The 17080-nt window shown below is 45.1% G+C and carries 11 protein-coding genes and 6 tRNA genes; 11 read left to right on the top strand and 6 right to left on the bottom strand.

The features are described from left to right. The first annotated feature begins 11 nt into the window (after positions 1 to 11). A tRNA-Ser gene (locus F0232_RS11525) sits at positions 12 to 102 on the top strand. Between the two features lie 115 nt (positions 103 to 217). On the opposite strand, the gene ilvY is transcribed toward F0232_RS11525, so the two are convergent. Further along, on the bottom strand, positions 218 to 1108 hold the full coding sequence (ilvY, locus tag F0232_RS11530) for an HTH-type transcriptional activator IlvY (protein WP_061033074.1): 891 nt from the start codon (positions 1106 to 1108) through the stop codon (positions 218 to 220). A 145-nt stretch (positions 1109 to 1253) separates the two neighbouring features. Between ilvY and ilvC the strand changes: the two genes are divergently transcribed. Continuing rightward, the gene (ilvC, locus tag F0232_RS11535; RefSeq protein ID WP_008224071.1) at positions 1254 to 2738 is read left to right on the top strand and encodes a ketol-acid reductoisomerase; all 1485 of its coding nucleotides are present in this window, start codon (positions 1254 to 1256) and stop codon (positions 2736 to 2738) included. Between the two features lie 234 nt (positions 2739 to 2972). Here the strand turns inward: ilvC and F0232_RS11540 are convergent, their stop codons facing one another. From F0232_RS11540 to F0232_RS11555, 4 genes are all read right to left on the bottom strand, one after another. Continuing rightward, complete coding sequence (locus F0232_RS11540) at positions 2973 to 3224, bottom strand: accessory factor UbiK family protein (protein ID WP_004740921.1); 252 nt, start codon at positions 3222 to 3224, stop codon at positions 2973 to 2975. Between the two features lie 119 nt (positions 3225 to 3343). Beyond that, on the bottom strand, positions 3344 to 6466 hold the full coding sequence (locus F0232_RS11545; RefSeq protein ID WP_105057713.1) for a multidrug efflux RND transporter permease subunit: 3123 nt from the start codon (positions 6464 to 6466) through the stop codon (positions 3344 to 3346). An 11-nt stretch (positions 6467 to 6477) separates the two neighbouring features. Continuing rightward, a complete protein-coding gene (locus tag F0232_RS11550; protein ID WP_061033076.1) occupies positions 6478 to 7584 on the bottom strand; it encodes an efflux RND transporter periplasmic adaptor subunit in 1107 nt (368 codons plus the stop codon). A gap of 18 nt (positions 7585 to 7602) precedes the next feature. Then, positions 7603 to 8184 carry a TetR/AcrR family transcriptional regulator gene (locus tag F0232_RS11555; protein WP_205416604.1) on the bottom strand — a complete coding sequence of 194 codons (582 nt, stop codon included), beginning with the start codon at positions 8182 to 8184 and terminating at the stop codon, positions 7603 to 7605. 180 nt (positions 8185 to 8364) lie between these two features. On the opposite strand from F0232_RS11555, the gene rep reads away from it, so the two are divergent. Beyond that, complete coding sequence (rep, locus tag F0232_RS11560; RefSeq protein WP_105057714.1) at positions 8365 to 10383, top strand: DNA helicase Rep; 2019 nt, start codon at positions 8365 to 8367, stop codon at positions 10381 to 10383. A gap of 96 nt (positions 10384 to 10479) precedes the next feature. On the opposite strand, the gene F0232_RS11565 is transcribed toward rep, so the two are convergent. Continuing rightward, a complete protein-coding gene (locus F0232_RS11565; RefSeq protein WP_008224061.1) occupies positions 10480 to 10893 on the bottom strand; it encodes a cytochrome c5 family protein in 414 nt (137 codons plus the stop codon). A gap of 298 nt (positions 10894 to 11191) precedes the next feature. Here F0232_RS11565 and F0232_RS11570 point away from each other — a divergent pair. From F0232_RS11570 to F0232_RS11605, 8 genes are all read left to right on the top strand, one after another. After that, a tRNA-Arg gene (locus tag F0232_RS11570) sits at positions 11192 to 11268 on the top strand. Positions 11269 to 11317: 49 nt separating this feature from the next. Next, positions 11318 to 11393 (top strand) — tRNA-His (locus F0232_RS11575). Positions 11394 to 11469: 76 nt separating this feature from the next. Then, positions 11470 to 11546 (top strand) — tRNA-Pro (locus F0232_RS11580). A 46-nt stretch (positions 11547 to 11592) separates the two neighbouring features. After that, positions 11593 to 11668: transfer RNA gene (locus F0232_RS11585), tRNA-His, on the top strand. 10 nt (positions 11669 to 11678) lie between these two features. Further along, a tRNA-Pro gene (locus F0232_RS11590) sits at positions 11679 to 11755 on the top strand. A gap of 792 nt (positions 11756 to 12547) precedes the next feature. Then, positions 12548 to 14275, top strand: a complete 1728-nt coding sequence (locus tag F0232_RS11595) for an ABC transporter ATP-binding protein (protein WP_061033079.1) — start codon at positions 12548 to 12550, stop codon at positions 14273 to 14275. Between the two features lie 94 nt (positions 14276 to 14369). Then, entirely contained in the window at positions 14370 to 15923 is a 1554-nt protein-coding gene (locus F0232_RS11600) for an ABC transporter substrate-binding protein (protein WP_102425727.1), read from the top strand. A gap of 177 nt (positions 15924 to 16100) precedes the next feature. Further along, the gene (locus tag F0232_RS11605; RefSeq protein ID WP_105057715.1) at positions 16101 to 17078 is read left to right on the top strand and encodes an ABC transporter permease; all 978 of its coding nucleotides are present in this window, start codon (positions 16101 to 16103) and stop codon (positions 17076 to 17078) included. The last annotated feature ends 2 nt before the right edge of the window (positions 17079 to 17080 follow it).

The following is a 17080-nucleotide window of genomic DNA, read 5'->3' on the forward strand; positions in this document are numbered from 1 at the left end:
GACAATTTGTTGGAGGGATGGCTGAGTGGTCGAAAGCACCGGTCTTGAAAACCGGCAACCGTTAATAGCGGTTCTAGGGTTCAAATCCCTATCCCTCCACCACCATTAGAAAGCCCGCTGAGAAATCAGCGGGCTTTTTTCTTATCTGCGATATACATAAATAAAAGGGAAGGGCACTGACGTGCTCTTCCCTTTTTTGTATTTAAAACAATGACGACTAGTCCGCTAAATATTTTCCTTCTGCAACTTGCCAGAACGCTCGAATTAGAGGGTTATCTAGCTGTGCTCGCTTACAACATACGCCTAACTCAAATGGCTTGATAGGTTCTATCTTTAAGCGGCTTACTTTATCTCTTACAGGGCTGTTGTTTATGACCACATCAGGTGCGATGCCAACTCCACACCCTAGGGCCACCATACTTACAATCGCCTCATGGCCAGAAACTTGCGCGTATATGTTGGGTTTTATCTTCATCTTTTTAAACCATGCATTGGCTCGTTCACGCGCTGTACCCGCTTCAGGGATGATAAAAGGCACTTCATTCCAGTTTGGCTTGTCGGATTGTAGTTGTTGACCAAAACTACTGACGCCAGATGGGATGATGACAGATAGTGGTATATCACTGATGGTTTCGAATTCTAATCTTGAGGGGAGGATGTCTGGTTTCGCTGAAATCGCGATGTCTGCTTCGTCATTTAATATCTTATCGATAGATTGAGCAGGGTCGCCTGTAGAAAGCTTGAACTCGATATATGGATGAATGGCTCTGAACTCGGTAATTAGCTCAGGAAGATGGCTATAGCTTGCAGTCACGGAGCAAAATATCCTGATCTCCCCTTTTAACTCTTGTTCACCGCCTTTTAGGTGAAGGTTATATTGCTGCCACTCTCCAACAATACTCAACGCTACTGGCAATAGGTGTTTTCCCGCCGGAGTGAGATCAACGCTGCGGTTGTCCCTGATAAGCAGTTCCTGTCCTGTTTCTTCTTCAAGCTTTTGTATCTGACGGCTCAGTGCAGAAGGGCTGACATGCATGGCTGCAGCTGTTTTGCTGAAACTCTTGCTATCACATAAATGTATAAATAATTGTAGAGATTTTATGTTCATGTTTTGCGATCGTTTCCATGTTGCATTTATTGCAATAACTAATTGTGAATATATCACTTTCAGCAACGGAATGTCTGTTTTAGTATGAAGTCATTCGATAGAGAGATATCGACCTTACGGACTTATTTTTAAAGGAGTGCCTCAAATGGCTAACTATTTCAATACATTAAACCTTCGTGAACAACTAGACCAACTAGGTCGTTGCCGCTTCATGGATCGTGAAGAATTTGCGACAGAAGCTGAATACCTTGAAGGCAAGAAAATCGTAATTGTTGGTTGTGGTGCTCAAGGCCTTAACCAAGGTCTAAATATGCGTGATTCAGGCCTAAACGTGGCTTACGCTCTACGTCAGGCGGCGATTGACGAGCAACGTCAGTCTTACAAAAACGCAAAAGAGAACGGATTTGAAGTAGATAGCTACGAGAAGCTGATTCCTGAAGCGGATCTAGTAATCAACCTAACTCCAGACAAACAACACACTAACGTAGTTGAAACAGTAATGCCTCTAATGAAAGAAGGCGCTGCACTAGGTTACTCACACGGCTTCAACGTAGTTGAAGAGGGCATGCAAATCCGTAAAGACCTAACCGTTGTAATGGTTGCACCTAAGTGTCCAGGTACTGAAGTACGTGAAGAGTACAAGCGTGGTTTTGGTGTTCCAACACTAATCGCTGTTCACCCAGAGAATGACCCTAAGGGTGAAGGTTGGGATATCGCTAAAGCTTGGGCTGCTGGTACAGGTGGTCACCGCGCAGGTTGTCTAGAGTCTTCTTTCGTTGCTGAAGTTAAATCTGACCTTATGGGTGAGCAAACAATCCTTTGTGGCATGCTACAAGCGGGTTCTATCGTATCTTACGAGAAGATGGTTGCTGACGGTATCGACCCAAGCTACGCAGGTAAGCTTCTACAATACGGTTGGGAAACGATCACTGAAGCGCTTAAGTTTGGTGGCGTAACTCACATGATGGACCGTCTATCTAACCCAGCTAAAATCAAAGCATTTGAGCTTTCTGAAGAGCTAAAAGACCTAATGCGTCCGCTTTACAACAAGCACATGGACGACATCATCCAAGGCGAATTCTCTAGCACTATGATGGCTGACTGGGCGAACGACGATGCGAATCTACTAGGCTGGCGCGAAGAGACAGGCGAAACAGCATTCGAAAACTACCCAGCTTCTGATGTAGAAATCTCTGAGCAAGAGTACTTCGATAACGGCATCCTACTTGTTGCTATGGTTCGTGCGGGTGTTGAGCTAGCGTTCGAAGCAATGACAGCATCTGGCATCATTGATGAGTCTGCATACTACGAGTCTCTGCATGAGCTTCCACTAATCGCGAACACGGTTGCTCGTAAGCGCCTATACGAAATGAACGTTGTAATCTCAGATACTGCTGAATACGGTAACTACCTGTTCGCTAACGTTGCAACACCACTACTACGTGAGAAGTTCATGCCTTCAGTAGCAACAGACGTAATCGGTCGTGGTCTAGGTGAAGTATCTAACCAAGTAGATAACGCTAAACTAATCGAAGTTAACGAAGCTATCCGTAACCACCCAGTTGAGTACATCGGTGAAGAGCTACGTAGCTACATGAGCGACATGAAGCGCATCGCAGTAGGCGGTTAATCTCTTAACTCGATAACATCGAACAAATTTAAAGAGCTCCAAAAACTGGAGTCATAAATAAAAACACAACATCTAATTAAAAGGCTTGGTCGCCGTTGACCAAGCCTTTTTGTTTATTGGGAAAGATGTATCGCGACTCGGAGTGTTGTTTGGAGTCTAGACCGAAAAACTCGAGTGAATAAAAAAGGGCTGACGTTTTCACGTCAGCCCTCTTATCTTTGCTCGCTTGAGTGCTTACTTGTCTGCAAGCTTAGCTTCTAGCTCTGCAAGCTTTTGTTCCATTTCAGTCAGCTTTTGACGAGTGCGCAGTAGTACTTGAGTTTGAACATCAAACTCTTCACGGCTTACAACATCTAGTTTGTTTAGCTGGCCTTGGATAACTTGGCGAACTTTCTGGTCTACGTCTGAACCTAGTTCTTTCACTGGCTGAGGCATAGAGTCGTGGATCTGCTTAGCAATTTGCTCTAGTTTTTTTGGATCAAACATATCGATTAAAACTCCTGACTATTTATCACTATTCTATTTAATCACATCTAAGATGTCGCCTATCGCGTATAAAAAAAGGCCACCGAAGTAGCCTTTTTGATTGTTTTACGACTTAGCGATTACTTGTTGTCTGCTAATTCTCTGTGCGCTGCTTTTGCTTCATCAACGCGAGCTAGTTTTTCTAGATCTTTGTCTTCAACAAATACAGGAAGAGGTTTGTGTTTTTCAGCTAGGTAGCTGTAAATCACTGGCAGCACAAACAGCGTAAAGATAGTACCAATCGCCAGACCTGCAACGATAACAATACCGATACTGAAACGCTGAGCTGCACCCGCACCACTTGCGTACATCAGTGGGATTAGACCCGCGATCATCGCTGCGGTTGTCATCAGGATTGGACGAAGACGAACCTTCGCAGCTTCCATTACCGCTTCAATACGAGTCTTGTGGTGATGCAACTGTTCTTCTTTTGCAACCTCACAGATCAAGATACCGTGCTTGGTAATCAGGCCGACCAGCGTGATTAAACCTACTTGTGAGTAGATGTTCATCGTTGCCGCACCCCAAGCTAGAGCAATTAGGGCACCACAGATCGCCAGTGGTACAGATACCATGATAACCAGTGGATCTTTTAGAGATTCGAACTGAATCGCCAGTACCAAGAAGATGATTGCTAGCGCCAGACCAAAGGTTGCGTAAAGTGCGCTACCTTCTGTTACGTATTGACGAGCTTCACCCATGTAATCGTGGTTGTAGCCACTTGGTAGCTTGTTCGTTGCCGTATCTTCAAACCATGCAATCGCATCACCCATCGCCGCGCCAGGAGCTGGTACTGCACCAATCGTTGCTGAGTTCAATTGGTTGAAGTGAGGAAGAGAGCGAGGCTCTGCCACAACATCAATCGTAATTAAACTGCCCAGTGGCACCGCTTTACCATCCGCAGCACGTACATAGTAGTTATTCATCGATTCAGGGTTCAAACGGAACTTACGTTCTACTTGAGGGATAACCTCATAAGAACGACCGTTTAAGTCGATACGGTTTACGTAGCCATCAGACATCATAGTACCAAGTGTGATACCAATATCTTGCATGGTCACACCGTATGCGCCCGCTTTGTCTTTATCGATGTGCACTTTCATCGTTGCTGAGTCGTAGTTCAGATCAAGATCTGAGTAAACGAACAGCGGGTTCGATGCTACATCCGCTAAAATGTCAGTAGTGATTTGGAATAAGCTCTCAAAACTGTTTGGTGTTGTAATAACAAACTGAATTGGAAGACCTGAACCTGCACCTGGTAGTTCTGGCATTTGGAATGCAGTTACCGCCATTCCCGGAACATCTTTAACTAAACCACCAACGCGGTTTGCTACGTCTGATTGGCTTGCCTCACGCTCACTCCATGGAACCATAGATGCGATACCAAACGCTTGGTTTGCATTAGGTACACCAGTAAACACCTGTGCGTAAGCGACTTCTGGCTGATCAGACAGAATCGCGTTTACGTCGTTCATGGTATTTTGCATGAAGTCTAAGTTCGCATTTGATGGCGCTGTACCCATCAGCATGATTACACCTTTATCTTCAGAAGGTGCTAGCTCACTTGGGATGAACTTAAACAGCATCGGTAAGCTGGCAAATACGATAACCGCAAAGCCAATGAATACTGGGCGATGGTTCATTACCGCACCAAGCATACGCTCGTAACGGTTAGTCATACCATCCAGTACGCTATGTACCTTTTGTTCAAACTTGCTTGGCTCTGCGTGAGCTTTAAGCATTTTTGAACACATCATTGGCGACAGCGTTAATGCCACGATACCGGATACAAATACTGAACCCGCTAGGGTTAGCGCGAACTCTTTAAATAGCGAGCCTGTGATACCACCCATCATCGCGATAGGAGCGTATACTGCGCCTAGCGTTAACGTCATTGCAATAACTGGTACCGCGATTTCACGCGTACCGATGATTGCAGCACGGAAAGGGGACTCCCCGAGCTTGATATGTCGGTCGACGTTCTCAAGTACTACGATTGCATCATCTACCACCAGACCGATGGCGAGTACCATTGCCAGTAGTGTCATCAGGTTCCAAGAGAAGCCCATCGCCTGCATTACCATTGCCACACCAATCAAAGACAGTGGGATAGTAACGATAGGGATAAGAACCGCACGGAACGAACCAAGGAACAAGGTGATTACAACCAGTACGATTAATGCCGCCTCAAGAATAGTCTTGATAACCTCTTGAATCGATTCGTTAATCGCAATCGTCGAGTCATACATTACGTTCATTGAGATGTTACTTGGTAGGTTCTTCTCTAGCTGAGGAAGAAGCTCAAGAACATCGGCTGCAATGTTGATCGGGTTAGCACTTGGTGCCGCGTTAATCGCTGCAACAACCGCTTCCTGACCGTTCGCACTTGCACGGTACACATCGTGGCTTTTCTCTAGAGAAACCTTAGCAATGTCAGATAGACGGATGATTTCGCCTTCACCGCTACGAACTACAAGATTCTCTAACTCTTCAACGTTAGATACCTGGGTATCAGCACTGCCGTTGTAGAGAACGAACTCACCGGTTGCTTGACCCGTTGCCGATTGGTAGTTGTTGGCATTCAGTACCGACATCACATCGCTAGCGGTTAGATTAACTGCAGCCATTTTTGACGGGTCTAGCCATACGCGTAGTGCGTATTTCATACCACCGTATAGGTCAACTTTCGATACACCGTTTACCGTAAATAGCTGCGGGTTGATTACACGCTCTAGATAATCGGTAATTTGGCTCGACACCAACTCATCACTAGTGAAACCAATGTAGAGTACCGCCGTTGTTGAACCGGTCGACATGGTTACGGTTGGATCTTCCGCTTCTTTTGGAAGCTGAGAACGAACCGAGTTTGTCTTGGCCAGTATGTCTGACAGCGCTGCATTCGGGTCGGTGTTCAACTTCATGTTAACGGTAATCGTAGAGCTACCTAGTACAGAAGATGAAGTCATATAATCGATGTTATCCGCTTGTGCCACAGCCTGTTCGAGGGGCTGGGTGATAAAGCCTTGGATAAGATCGGCACTTGCACCGTAGTAACTCGTGGTCACGGTTACTACGGTATTCGTCATTTCAGGGTATTCACGCACCTGCATTTTGAAGATTGCTTGTAAGCCAAGCAGCGCAATCAAAAAGCTGATGGATACCGCTAGAACTGGACGTTTAATAAAAACATCAGTAAAGCGCATTGTGCCTCCGGTTACAGCATAGGTGTTTCAGATGGTGGTGTGATTGCATCACTTTCCACAACCTTAACTTTGGCACCGTTACTTAGACGTACTTGGCCAGAAGTCACAACGGTATCGCCCGCTTTCACACCTTCAAGGATGTGTGCGATATCAGCAGTGCGTTCACCTACTTTTACAACATGTTGAGTAACGCGTTGAACGCCGTCTTCTTCAGTTAGGATGTAAACATTGTCGCCGTATAGAGTGAAAGTAATCGCTGTTTGAGGCAGAGTTACTTGGTTCTCTAATTTAGGCAGAATGATGTTAGCGCGAGCGAACATACCGCTACGAAGCTTGCCATCATTGTTTGGAATGTCTGCTTGAACTTGAATAAGACCACTTTGCACGCTTACTGCAGGTTCAATTGCGCTGATAGAGCCCTCAAATGGGATTTCAGGGTAAGCGTCAACGAAGATATCAACTGCTTGACCCACACTGATGCGAGAGATGTCAGTTTGAGAAACCGTGAAGCGTAGGCGCATAACACTGGTGTCTTCTAGACGAACAATATCAGTACCTGATTGTAGGTATTGGCCTAGGTAAACATTGCGGATACCAACGGTACCATCGAATGGTGCGCGAATTTCGCGACGATCGATAGACGCTTTTAGACTTTCAATATCAGCTGAAAGAGAGAAGTAGTTAGCTTCTGCTTCATCGTAAGCTTCTTTAGAGATAGAGCCTTTCTTGAATAGACCCTGGTAACGCTTGTACTTAGCTTTTGCTGCAGGTAAGCGAGCCTCAGAACTCTTAAGGTTCGCTTTCTCTACGTCTGAATCAAGGCGAACGAGTAGTTGATCGCTCTTAACTTCAGTACCTGACTCAAAAGAAATTTGGTCGATGACACCGCTAGTTTCGTTTGCTAGCGTGACACCTTGGTTTGGTTCAATGAAGCCGATAGCTTCAATCACCGGAACCCAATCGATCGGCTGAACTTCAGTAACCGTTACTGGAAACTCTGGTTCAGGGCGGTTTGCCATGTACTCAGCAATTTTTTGTTGTTTGAACATGTTGAACCCAATAACGCTGCCGAAAAGTAATACAGCGATGAGTAACATGAAGAAAGTCCACTTTTTCATTATGGTCAAAACTCCGATCTAGTGTTTAATTATTGCATCCCAACTGGCTTCTATTGCAGCTTCTAGTGCTGCCTCATCGAGTTGGTAAAATCCTAAAGAATGCTTTCGCGCTAGAGATACACTAGCCGCTAAGCTCAATCCGCTTAATACTTCATTATGCAGCGGTTTAAACAATCCTTGCTCTTTACCCTCATTAAATAGCAGCTCAACTTGGGCAAACATTTTGCGTTCAAGTTCCCTGAAGTTTAGGCTATTTGTGATAGGTAGAGAGTCATACTGAACTCGATTTTTAATCGCAGCTAAGTTGGTTCCCGCTAAGTTCCATATGTTGAGCCACATGGTTCTGTAGCGTTGCTTTATTGGATCCGAATCATTAACTCCGTCTTGTACAGCATCTGCTACTCGTTGTGTTACGAGCACTCGAACGTCTTCGATCAAGTGATCCTTATCATCAAAGTAGCGATAGATAGTGCCTGCAGCCACTCCCGCTTCTTTTGCTAGTTTTTGCATTGAGAGGCCTTGAAAACCGACCTCAGCAATTAGCTTCTCTGCTGCAGAAAGTATTTGTTGGCGTTTATCCTGAGGTGCATGAGTAGTCATATTTACATCACCGATGAATGAACGTTCATTCATTATAGCCTAAGAACCATACACATGTGCAACAAAGTTTTGCATAAATGACGTAAAATTCTTGTAGAAGAGAACGTAGCATTCGTGATGTTGCAGCATTATTATAGGCGCGCAACCAATTCGACCTTGTAAGAACAGATAGAGAATCAAATGAAACTGAACCCAAGACAAGATGAAGCCGTGAAGTATGTTTCAGGTCCCTGCTTAGTATTAGCGGGCGCTGGATCAGGCAAGACACGTGTTATCACCAACAAAATTGCTTATTTGGTTCAGGAGTGTGGCTACAAGGCGCGTAACATCGCGGCAGTAACCTTTACCAATAAAGCTGCGCGTGAGATGAAAGAGCGTGTTGGGCAAACCTTAGGTAAAGGTGAAGCGAAAGGACTTATCGTTTCGACGTTCCACACTATGGGCTTGACCATTATTCGTCGTGAGTACAAAGCGCTGGGCTTAAAAGCAGGCTTCTCTCTGTTTGATGACCAAGACCAGTTAGCCCTGTTAAAAGAGCTAACAGAAAGACAAATCGATGGCGATAAAGATTTATTGCGTGCATTGATGAGTGCGATTTCGAATTGGAAGAATGACATGCTGACGCCAGATCAGGCCAAAGCGCGCGCTCAAGGTGAGCAAGAGCAGCTATTTGCGTTCTGCTTCGAGATGTATCAAAAGCAGATGAAGGCCTACAACGCCCTCGACTTTGATGATTTGATTGCACTGCCGGTATTACTGCTGAAAACCAATCAAGAAGTGCGTGAACGTTGGCAGTCGCGTATTCGCTACCTACTTGTGGACGAATACCAAGATACCAACACCAGCCAGTACGAGTTGGTTCGCCTACTGGTTGGAGAGCGTGGTCGTTTGACGGTAGTAGGTGACGATGACCAATCTATTTACTCATGGCGTGGTGCGAAACCGCAAAACTTAGTGTTGCTGGGTGAGGACTATCCTAACCTTCGCCTGATCAAGCTAGAGCAAAACTACCGCTCAACCAGCCGAATCTTACGTGCAGCGAACATCTTGATCGCCAACAACCCGCACGTATATGAGAAGTCTCTATTCTCTGAGATCCCAGACGGCGAAAAGCTTAAGGTATTGAATGCCAAGAACGAGGAGCATGAGGCCGAGCGTATTACCGGTGAGATCATCGCGCACAAGTTTTTGAATCGTACTGAGTATAAAGATTATGCAGTGCTTTACCGTGGTAACCACCAATCGCGCTTAATTGAAAAAGCGTTGATGCAGAACCGTGTGCCTTACAAGATCTCTGGCGGCACCTCTTTCTTCGCTAGAGCCGAAATTAAAGACATCATGGCTTACCTACGAGTGTTGGTGAACCCTGATGATGATAATGCTTTCCTACGTATTGTAAACACGCCGCGCCGTGAGATCGGCCCGGTGACGCTAGAGAAGTTAGGTAGCTACGCCAATATGCGTGGTAAGAGCTTGTTTGAGGCCAGCTTTGAGATGGGCTTAGAGCAAACCTTAACTGGCCGAGGCTTGGAGAACCTGCGTCGATTCACTGATTGGATTGTTCGCATCTCGGATAACGCAGAGCGTGGCAATACCGTTGATGCAGTCCGTGCTTTGGTTCGTGATATTAACTACGAAGATTGGTTATACGAAACTTCAGCAAGCCCGAAAGCGGCAGAGATGCGTATGAAGAACGTCTCTGATCTCTATAGCTGGATTGTCGCCGATTTAGAAGGTGATAATTACGATAAAGAAGAGAAGTCGCTACGTGAGGTTGTGCAACGCTTAACCCTGCGCGACATGATGGAACGAGGTGAAGATGATGACGATGCTGACCAAGTACAGTTAATGACACTACACGCATCGAAAGGCTTGGAGTTCCCATATGTGTATTTGATGGGAACAGAAGAGGGCATCTTGCCGCACCAAACCAGTGTTGATGAAGGGAATGTGGAGGAAGAGCGTCGCCTGATGTATGTGGGTATCACTCGAGCGCAGAAAGAACTGACTTTTACTAAGTGTCGTGAACGTCGTCAGTTTGGTGAGTTAATTAAACCAACACAAAGTCGTTTTCTGGATGAATTGCCGCATGATGATGTGGAATGGGAAAGCGTGAAGAAGCCACAGTCCGCTGAAGAGCGAATGGAGAAAGGGCAGGCGCACATTGCCAATATTCGAGCGATGTTCAATAAGAAGTAATGTTCTGCTTGATGAGTACTATATAGAAGACAATAAAAAAGGTGACCCGTTGGTCACCTTTTTTGAATTTTGCATTTTTAACTATAGCTCGGCAAATTACAGACCAGCAATCATGTGCTCGATAGCATCTTTGATTTCGTCGTCTGAACAGTCCATACATGAACCTTTCGCTGGCATCGCGTTAAAGCCGTTGATTGCATGGTCAGCTAGGATATCGCGACCTTGAGCAATACGAGGACCCCAGTCACCAGCATCACCTGTTTTAGGTGCGCCGCTTACGCCAGATGCGTGACAAGCGATACAAAAGGTACCATAAACTGTTGCGCCATCACGAGGGCCTGTTGGTTCAGCGGCTACTGGCTCACTGCCGACTAGGTATACTTGACCAACTGGTTTGATGCGCTCAGCAATTGCATCTTGCTCTGCTTCGCTAAGGCCTGAAGCCATTGCACCAGTTGAGAAGGTTAAAACTGCGATGACAACGCTTAAAATTCGACGAGACATATCCATTAAACTCACTTTACATTCCCAAGGTAAGTACATGCTTACCAAATTATAGTGTTGGAGGGGTGTTTTGGCTTTAACCAGTAAAGAGCAACTGTTAAACCAATGTAAATAATGGGTGATTATATCCCGATAAGTTGTTGCAATAAACAACAACTTATAAGCTGTGGCGGGTTGTAGTACTCAAATAAGGGGTTTATCACATATTAACTGTCGAAAAAGAGACCAAACAGAAAAAAAAGTTAAAAAAGTACTAGACGGCATTGGGTGATATACGTATTATTCCACTCCGCCGACAGGGCATGCGCCTGTAGCTCAGCTGGATAGAGCGTTGGCCTCCGGAGCCAAAGGCCGAAGGTTCGAATCCTTTCAGGCGCGCCATCCGGTCACTTACTTCGGTAAGCGAGAAATTGGCAAAAAAGAAATTATGGTGGCTATAGCTCAGTTGGTAGAGCCCTGGATTGTGATTCCGGTGGTCGCGAGTTCGAATCTCGTTAGCCACCCCATTCTTTCTTTACAAATTATCGGTAGCTTCGGCTTCCAGTGTTGATTCACTATCCCAAGAATCGATACAAAACTAGTCGGTGAATAGCGCAGCTTGGTAGCGCATCTGGTTTGGGACCAGAGGGTCGGGGGTTCGAATCCCTCTTCACCGACCACTATTTCAATAATCGCTTGTTAAGCGGTTATACAAAAAAATTAGTGGTGGCTATAGCTCAGTTGGTAGAGCCCTGGATTGTGATTCCGGTGGTCGCGAGTTCGAATCTCGTTAGCCACCCCATTAATTTTGTCGGTGAATAGCGCAGCTTGGTAGCGCATCTGGTTTGGGACCAGAGGGTCGGGGGTTCGAATCCCTCTTCACCGACCACTATAAGAAAGCCTCGTCAGAAATGACGGGGCTTTTTTTCGTCTGGAGCTTAGATTACAAGAAAACTCACCTCTTCGAAGTGTTGCACGCTCAATGTGACCGCTCTTCTCCTCAGCTTTCTCCACACAAAACCATAATTCATTAAGCCGGTCGATCTATATCTAATTTTATATAATTTACTGGCTAATAAATTCGACAGATTGATAGGTTTGGTCTAGAGACTTTTACGAAAAATGAAATCTAACCCCCAAATTGTCGATTAATGGCTGTATTTAGCATTTTTCCTCCTCCCAAATCGCCGAAAATTCCAACTAATTTATCCATCCGCTTGTTTTGTTATCTTATATTTGCCATCTCTATGTTAGTGGTTGTAAATATGGCTTAACCAACGCTATATAGTTGTTTTGTTTGGGATAAATAGATAAATTAGGTTTTGTTTCTATAGTGTTAATTGTTTTTTGGAATAATTATTTGTTTTTAGTGATTGGTAGTGAGATCTGCTCTTAACCATGACTTTAGCTCTACAAGTAAGTTGTGGTAAGGGTTTTGTGAGTATTTATTACCACTAATATAATGCTGTTTTTTCTTACTATATGCTTTTGTAGTGAATAGTTATGTGGTGGTTTTGCTTGTTAAGCGTTTAATGTCGACTTTTTATCCTATTTTTGTTGCTTTTCTGTGAATTATTTGCCAAATTGTCAGCCGTATAAAATATCAGAACAATATTCTGGTAAGAATGGATTCAATTTTGCAGACAGGGCAGAAAGCTGCCAAAGCAGTAGAGGTCTGGTAATGTCACTTTTAGAAGTAAAAAATCTTCGTATCGAATACCCATCTCGTCATGGAGTTCACGCCGCAGTTAAATCGCTTTCGTTCAATATTGAACGTGGTGAGATTGTTGGTGTTGTAGGCGAATCTGGTGCTGGTAAGTCAACGGTAGGTAACGCGGTTATCGATCTGCTGAGCCCTCCTGGTCGCATTGCTAGCGGCGAGGTATTTCTGGATGGCGAAAAAGTCTCTGGCTTATCTCCTGAACAGATGCGTTCTGTTCGCGGCTCAAAGATTGGTTTTATCTTCCAAGATCCAATGACGTCTCTTAACCCTCTATTCACCGTAGAACAGCAGTTAAAAGAAACGATTCACGCCAACATGAAGGTTTCCGATCAAGAAGCCTATGAGCGTTCCCTCGACTTGATGAATCAAGTAGGTATTCCACAGCCGGAAAACCGCTTAAAACAGTATCCTCACCAATTCTCTGGCGGTATGCGTCAGCGTGTGGTTATTGCGATTGCATTGGCAGGTGAGCCTGACCTTATCATCGCAGATGAACCAACCACCGCACTGGATGTATCTATCCAAGACCAAATTTTAGGTTTGATTCGCGATCTATGTATTAAGAAAAACGTAGGTTGTATGTTGGTAACGCACGATATGGGCGTGGTATCTAACGTAACCGATCGCGTAGCCGTAATGTATCGTGGTGACTTGGTTGAGTTTGGCCCTACAGCGAAAGTGCTTGGTACGCCAGAACACCCATATACACACAGCTTGATCTCTGCGGTTCCACGTTCAGACCGCAAACTCGACCGTTTCCCACTTGTGAGCTACATAGAAGAAGCACACGAGATGGAACCACTTGATGTGAAAAATCACTGGTTGGGTCAAAGCCAAGATCACCGTGATTACACAGGTCCATTATTAAATGTTGAAAACGTAAACCTGCGTTTCACCACTAAAGATTCATTCTTTGAGAGCCGTCGTGAGTACGTTCAGGCGTCAAACAATGTGAGCTTTGAAGTACATGAAGGCGAGACGTTTGGTTTGGTGGGTGAATCCGGCTCAGGTAAATCAACGATTGCTCGTGTAATTGCTGGTTTGTACGCACCAAACTCAGGCAAGGTAACGTTTGAAGGCGTTGACCTTACGGGCCTGAAATCTGAAAAAGAGCGTCGCCCTATGCGTCGCCAAATGCAGATGGTTTTCCAAAACCCTTACACATCAATGAACCCTCGAATGAAGATATTCGACATCATTGCTGAACCTATTCGATTCCATAAGCTTACTCGCAACGAAAATGAAACTCGTCAGATCGTTAATGACCTGCTAGAGCACGTTGGTTTAGGCAAAATGGCTGGGGTGAAGTACCCACACGAATTCTCAGGTGGTCAACGTCAGCGTATTTCTATCGCTCGCGCTTTGGCGACTCGCCCACGTCTTTTGATTTGTGATGAACCAACATCGGCACTGGATGTGTCGGTACAGGCTCAGATCCTTAACCTACTAAAAGACTTACAAGACGAGCTAAACCTAACCATGCTGTTCATCAGTCACGATTTACCGGTTATTCGCCAAATGTGTGACCGTGTTGGTGTGATGCAGATGGGGACACTATTGGAAGTTGCGCCTACAGAGCAACTGTTCCAATCACCTCAGCATGAATACAGCAAACAACTGATTTCTTTAATGCCTGAATTTACAGGTTTAAGAGAAGAAAAAGCAGTGGCACAAGCCGCGGTATAAAAATCAGCAGGCTGGAGTTTGGCTTGCTAACAACAATAAACAGACGCAAATACAACAACTAGGGATCTGGATTCCCGCATGAAGGAGTTATGCAATGAAAACCATGAAAAGCAAATTAGCAGTAGCTTTGATGGCAGCTGGCCTAAGCTTTAGTGCAGCAGCAGCAGATATTACCGTTGGCTACGCAGCTGACCCAGTATCACTTGACCCGCACGAGCAGCTGTCTGGTGGCACACTGCAAATGTCTCACATGGTGTTTGACCCTCTAGTACGTTTCACTCAAGAGATGGATTTCGAAGGCCGCCTAGCATCTAGCTGGGAGCGTGTTGATGAAACGACTTTCCGCTTCAACCTACGTAAAGGTGTGAAATTCCACTCTGGTAACGAACTGACTGCTGATGATGTTGTGTGGACTTTTGAACGTCTACAAGCTTCTCCAGACTTTAAGTCAATCTTCACGCCATACGAAAAGATGGTAAAAGTGGATGACTACACAGTTGAGCTAGTATCAAAAGCGGCTTACCCACTAGTACTACAAACAGCAACTTACATCTTCCCAATGGACAGCAAGTTCTACTCTGGTAAGACAGCGGAAGGTAAAGACAAGTCTGAGCTAGTTAAGCACGGTAACTCGTTCGCTTCGACTAACGTTTCAGGTACTGGTCCTTTCATCGTAACGCAGCGTGAGCAAGGCGTTAAAGTAACGTTCGAACGTTTCAACGATTACTGGGACACAGAGTCTGAAGGTAACGTAGACAAGCTAACACTTGTGCCAATCAAAGAAGACGCAACACGTGTTGCTGCACTTCTTTCTGGTGACGTAGATATGATTCACCCAGTAGCACCAAACGATCACAAGCGTGTTAAGAACGCTAAGAACATCGATCTGGTAACGCTACCTGGTACTCGCATCATCACGTTCCAAATGAACCAAAACAGCAACGAAGCTCTTAAAGATGTTCGCGTTCGTCAGGCGATTGTTCACGCAATCAACAACGAAGGTATCGTTAAGAAGATCATGAAAGGCTTTGCAACAGCTGCTGGTCAGCAAAGCCCAACAGGCTACGCGGGTCACAACGAAGAGCTAGTTCCTCGTTACGATCTTAAGAAAGCGAAAGAGCTGATGAAAGAAGCGGGCTACGAAGATGGCTTTACGCTAACTATGATGGCACCAAACAACCGTTACGTGAACGATGCGAAAGTAGCGCAAGCGTCTGCGGCAATGCTATCTAAGATTGGTATCAAAGTTGATCTTAAGACTATGCCTAAAGCACAGTACTGGCCTGAGTTTGACCTATGTTCTGCTGACATGATGATGATCGGCTGGCACTCAGATACTGAAGATTCAGCGAACTTCAACGAGTTCCTAACAATGACTCGTAACGAAGAGACTGGTCGTGGTCAATACAACTGTTCTGGTTACTCAAACCCAGAAATGGATGCGATTGTAGAAGCTTCTAACACTGAAACTGACCCAGTTAAACGTTCTAAGATGCTGAAAGGCGTTGAAGCAACACTATACAACGACGCTGCATTCGTACCGCTACACTGGCAAAGTGAAGCGTGGGGCGCGAAGTCTAACGTAGGTGCTGCAGACATCGTAAACCCAATGGTTATGCCTTACTTCGGCGACCTAGTTGTAAAATAATCTAGCTTGCTAGAATCGAGAGCCTGAGCTTTCAGGCTCTCAAATTATTAAGAAATAGATTTAAGTTTAGGTATTTGGTCTTCCTTCAGTCTGGCTAAATACCTTTTTTAAGACTGAATTTTTGTTATCTAGTCGCGGATTTCGATTAGATAGTCATGGATAGATAAGGGGCAAGGAATGGTTACGTTTCTGGTCAAGCGCCTGTTTCAGGCACTGATAGTGATGTTTGTGATCAGTTTGGTGGCGTTTGCCATTCAGGATAACCTGGGCGACCCGTTGCGTGAGTTAGTCGGTCAATCTGTGTCAGAATCGGAGCGTCAAGCGCTGCGTGATGAACTCGGCTTAAATGATCCCTTCATTACAAAATACACTCGCTTTGTAGGCGCTGCTCTACAGGGTGATCTTGGTACTTCATATTTCTTTAAACGCCCTGCTGTGGACGTAATCTTAGATAAGCTAGTTGCAACGCTTGAACTTGTGTTTGGCGCTTCTCTGATCATCGTTTGTCTGTCGATTCCACTTGGCGTTTATTCTGCAATACACCCAAAAAGCTTCTTCACTAAACTGGTGATGGCGGGCAGTAGTGTCGGCATTTCTGTACCCGTTTTCTTAACCGCAATCATGTTGATGTATGTATTCTCCATTGAATTAGGTTGGCTGCCGTCGTTTGGCCGTGGTGAAACGGCAAATTGGTTTGGTTGGGAGTCTGGTTTCCTAACGCTAGATGGCCTGGCACACTTAGTTCTGCCAAGTATTGCTCTAGCATCTATCATGCTGCCTCTCTTCATTCGTCTAGTTCGCTCTGAAATGCTCGAAGTTCTTAGCTCTGAGTACATTAAGTTTGGTAAAGCGAAAGGCCTAGCGCTGAACAAGATTTACTACCAACACGCTCTGAAAAACACAATGCTGCCAGTACTAACGGTAGGTGGTGTTCAGATTGGTACTATGGTGGCTTACACCATTCTTACTGAAACCGTATTCCAGTGGCCGGGCACCGGCTTCCTATTCCTTGAAGCGATTAACCGAGTGGATACACCACTGATTACCGCATACGTTATCTTCGTTGGCCTTATCTTCGTAGTAACGAACACCATTGTTGACCTGCTATACGGCATCATTAACCCAACAGTGAACATCACAGGGAAAGGAGCATAATC

This window comes from Vibrio sp. T3Y01, from assembly GCF_013114525.1.
GTDB lineage: Bacteria > Pseudomonadota > Gammaproteobacteria > Enterobacterales > Vibrionaceae > Vibrio > Vibrio chagasii_B.

Excerpts from the sequence above, each read along its gene's own strand:
- F0232_RS11555 (WP_205416604.1), bottom strand. The coding sequence starts at position 8,184 with ATGACTACTCATGCACCTCAGGATAAACGCCAACAAATACTTTCTGCA.
- ilvC (WP_008224071.1), top strand. The coding sequence starts at position 1,254 with ATGGCTAACTATTTCAATACATTAAACCTTCGTGAACAACTAGACCAA.
- F0232_RS11550 (WP_061033076.1), bottom strand. The coding sequence starts at position 7,584 with ATGAAAAAGTGGACTTTCTTCATGTTACTCATCGCTGTATTACTTTTC.
- F0232_RS11545 (WP_105057713.1), bottom strand. The coding sequence starts at position 6,466 with ATGCGCTTTACTGATGTTTTTATTAAACGTCCAGTTCTAGCGGTATCC.
- ilvY (WP_061033074.1), bottom strand. The coding sequence starts at position 1,108 with ATGAACATAAAATCTCTACAATTATTTATACATTTATGTGATAGCAAG.
- F0232_RS11605 (WP_105057715.1), top strand. The coding sequence starts at position 16,101 with ATGGTTACGTTTCTGGTCAAGCGCCTGTTTCAGGCACTGATAGTGATG.
- F0232_RS11540 (WP_004740921.1), bottom strand. The coding sequence starts at position 3,224 with ATGTTTGATCCAAAAAAACTAGAGCAAATTGCTAAGCAGATCCACGAC.
- F0232_RS11595 (WP_061033079.1), top strand. The coding sequence starts at position 12,548 with ATGTCACTTTTAGAAGTAAAAAATCTTCGTATCGAATACCCATCTCGT.
- F0232_RS11600 (WP_102425727.1), top strand. The coding sequence starts at position 14,370 with ATGAAAACCATGAAAAGCAAATTAGCAGTAGCTTTGATGGCAGCTGGC.
- F0232_RS11565 (WP_008224061.1), bottom strand. The coding sequence starts at position 10,893 with ATGGATATGTCTCGTCGAATTTTAAGCGTTGTCATCGCAGTTTTAACC.
- rep (WP_105057714.1), top strand. The coding sequence starts at position 8,365 with ATGAAACTGAACCCAAGACAAGATGAAGCCGTGAAGTATGTTTCAGGT.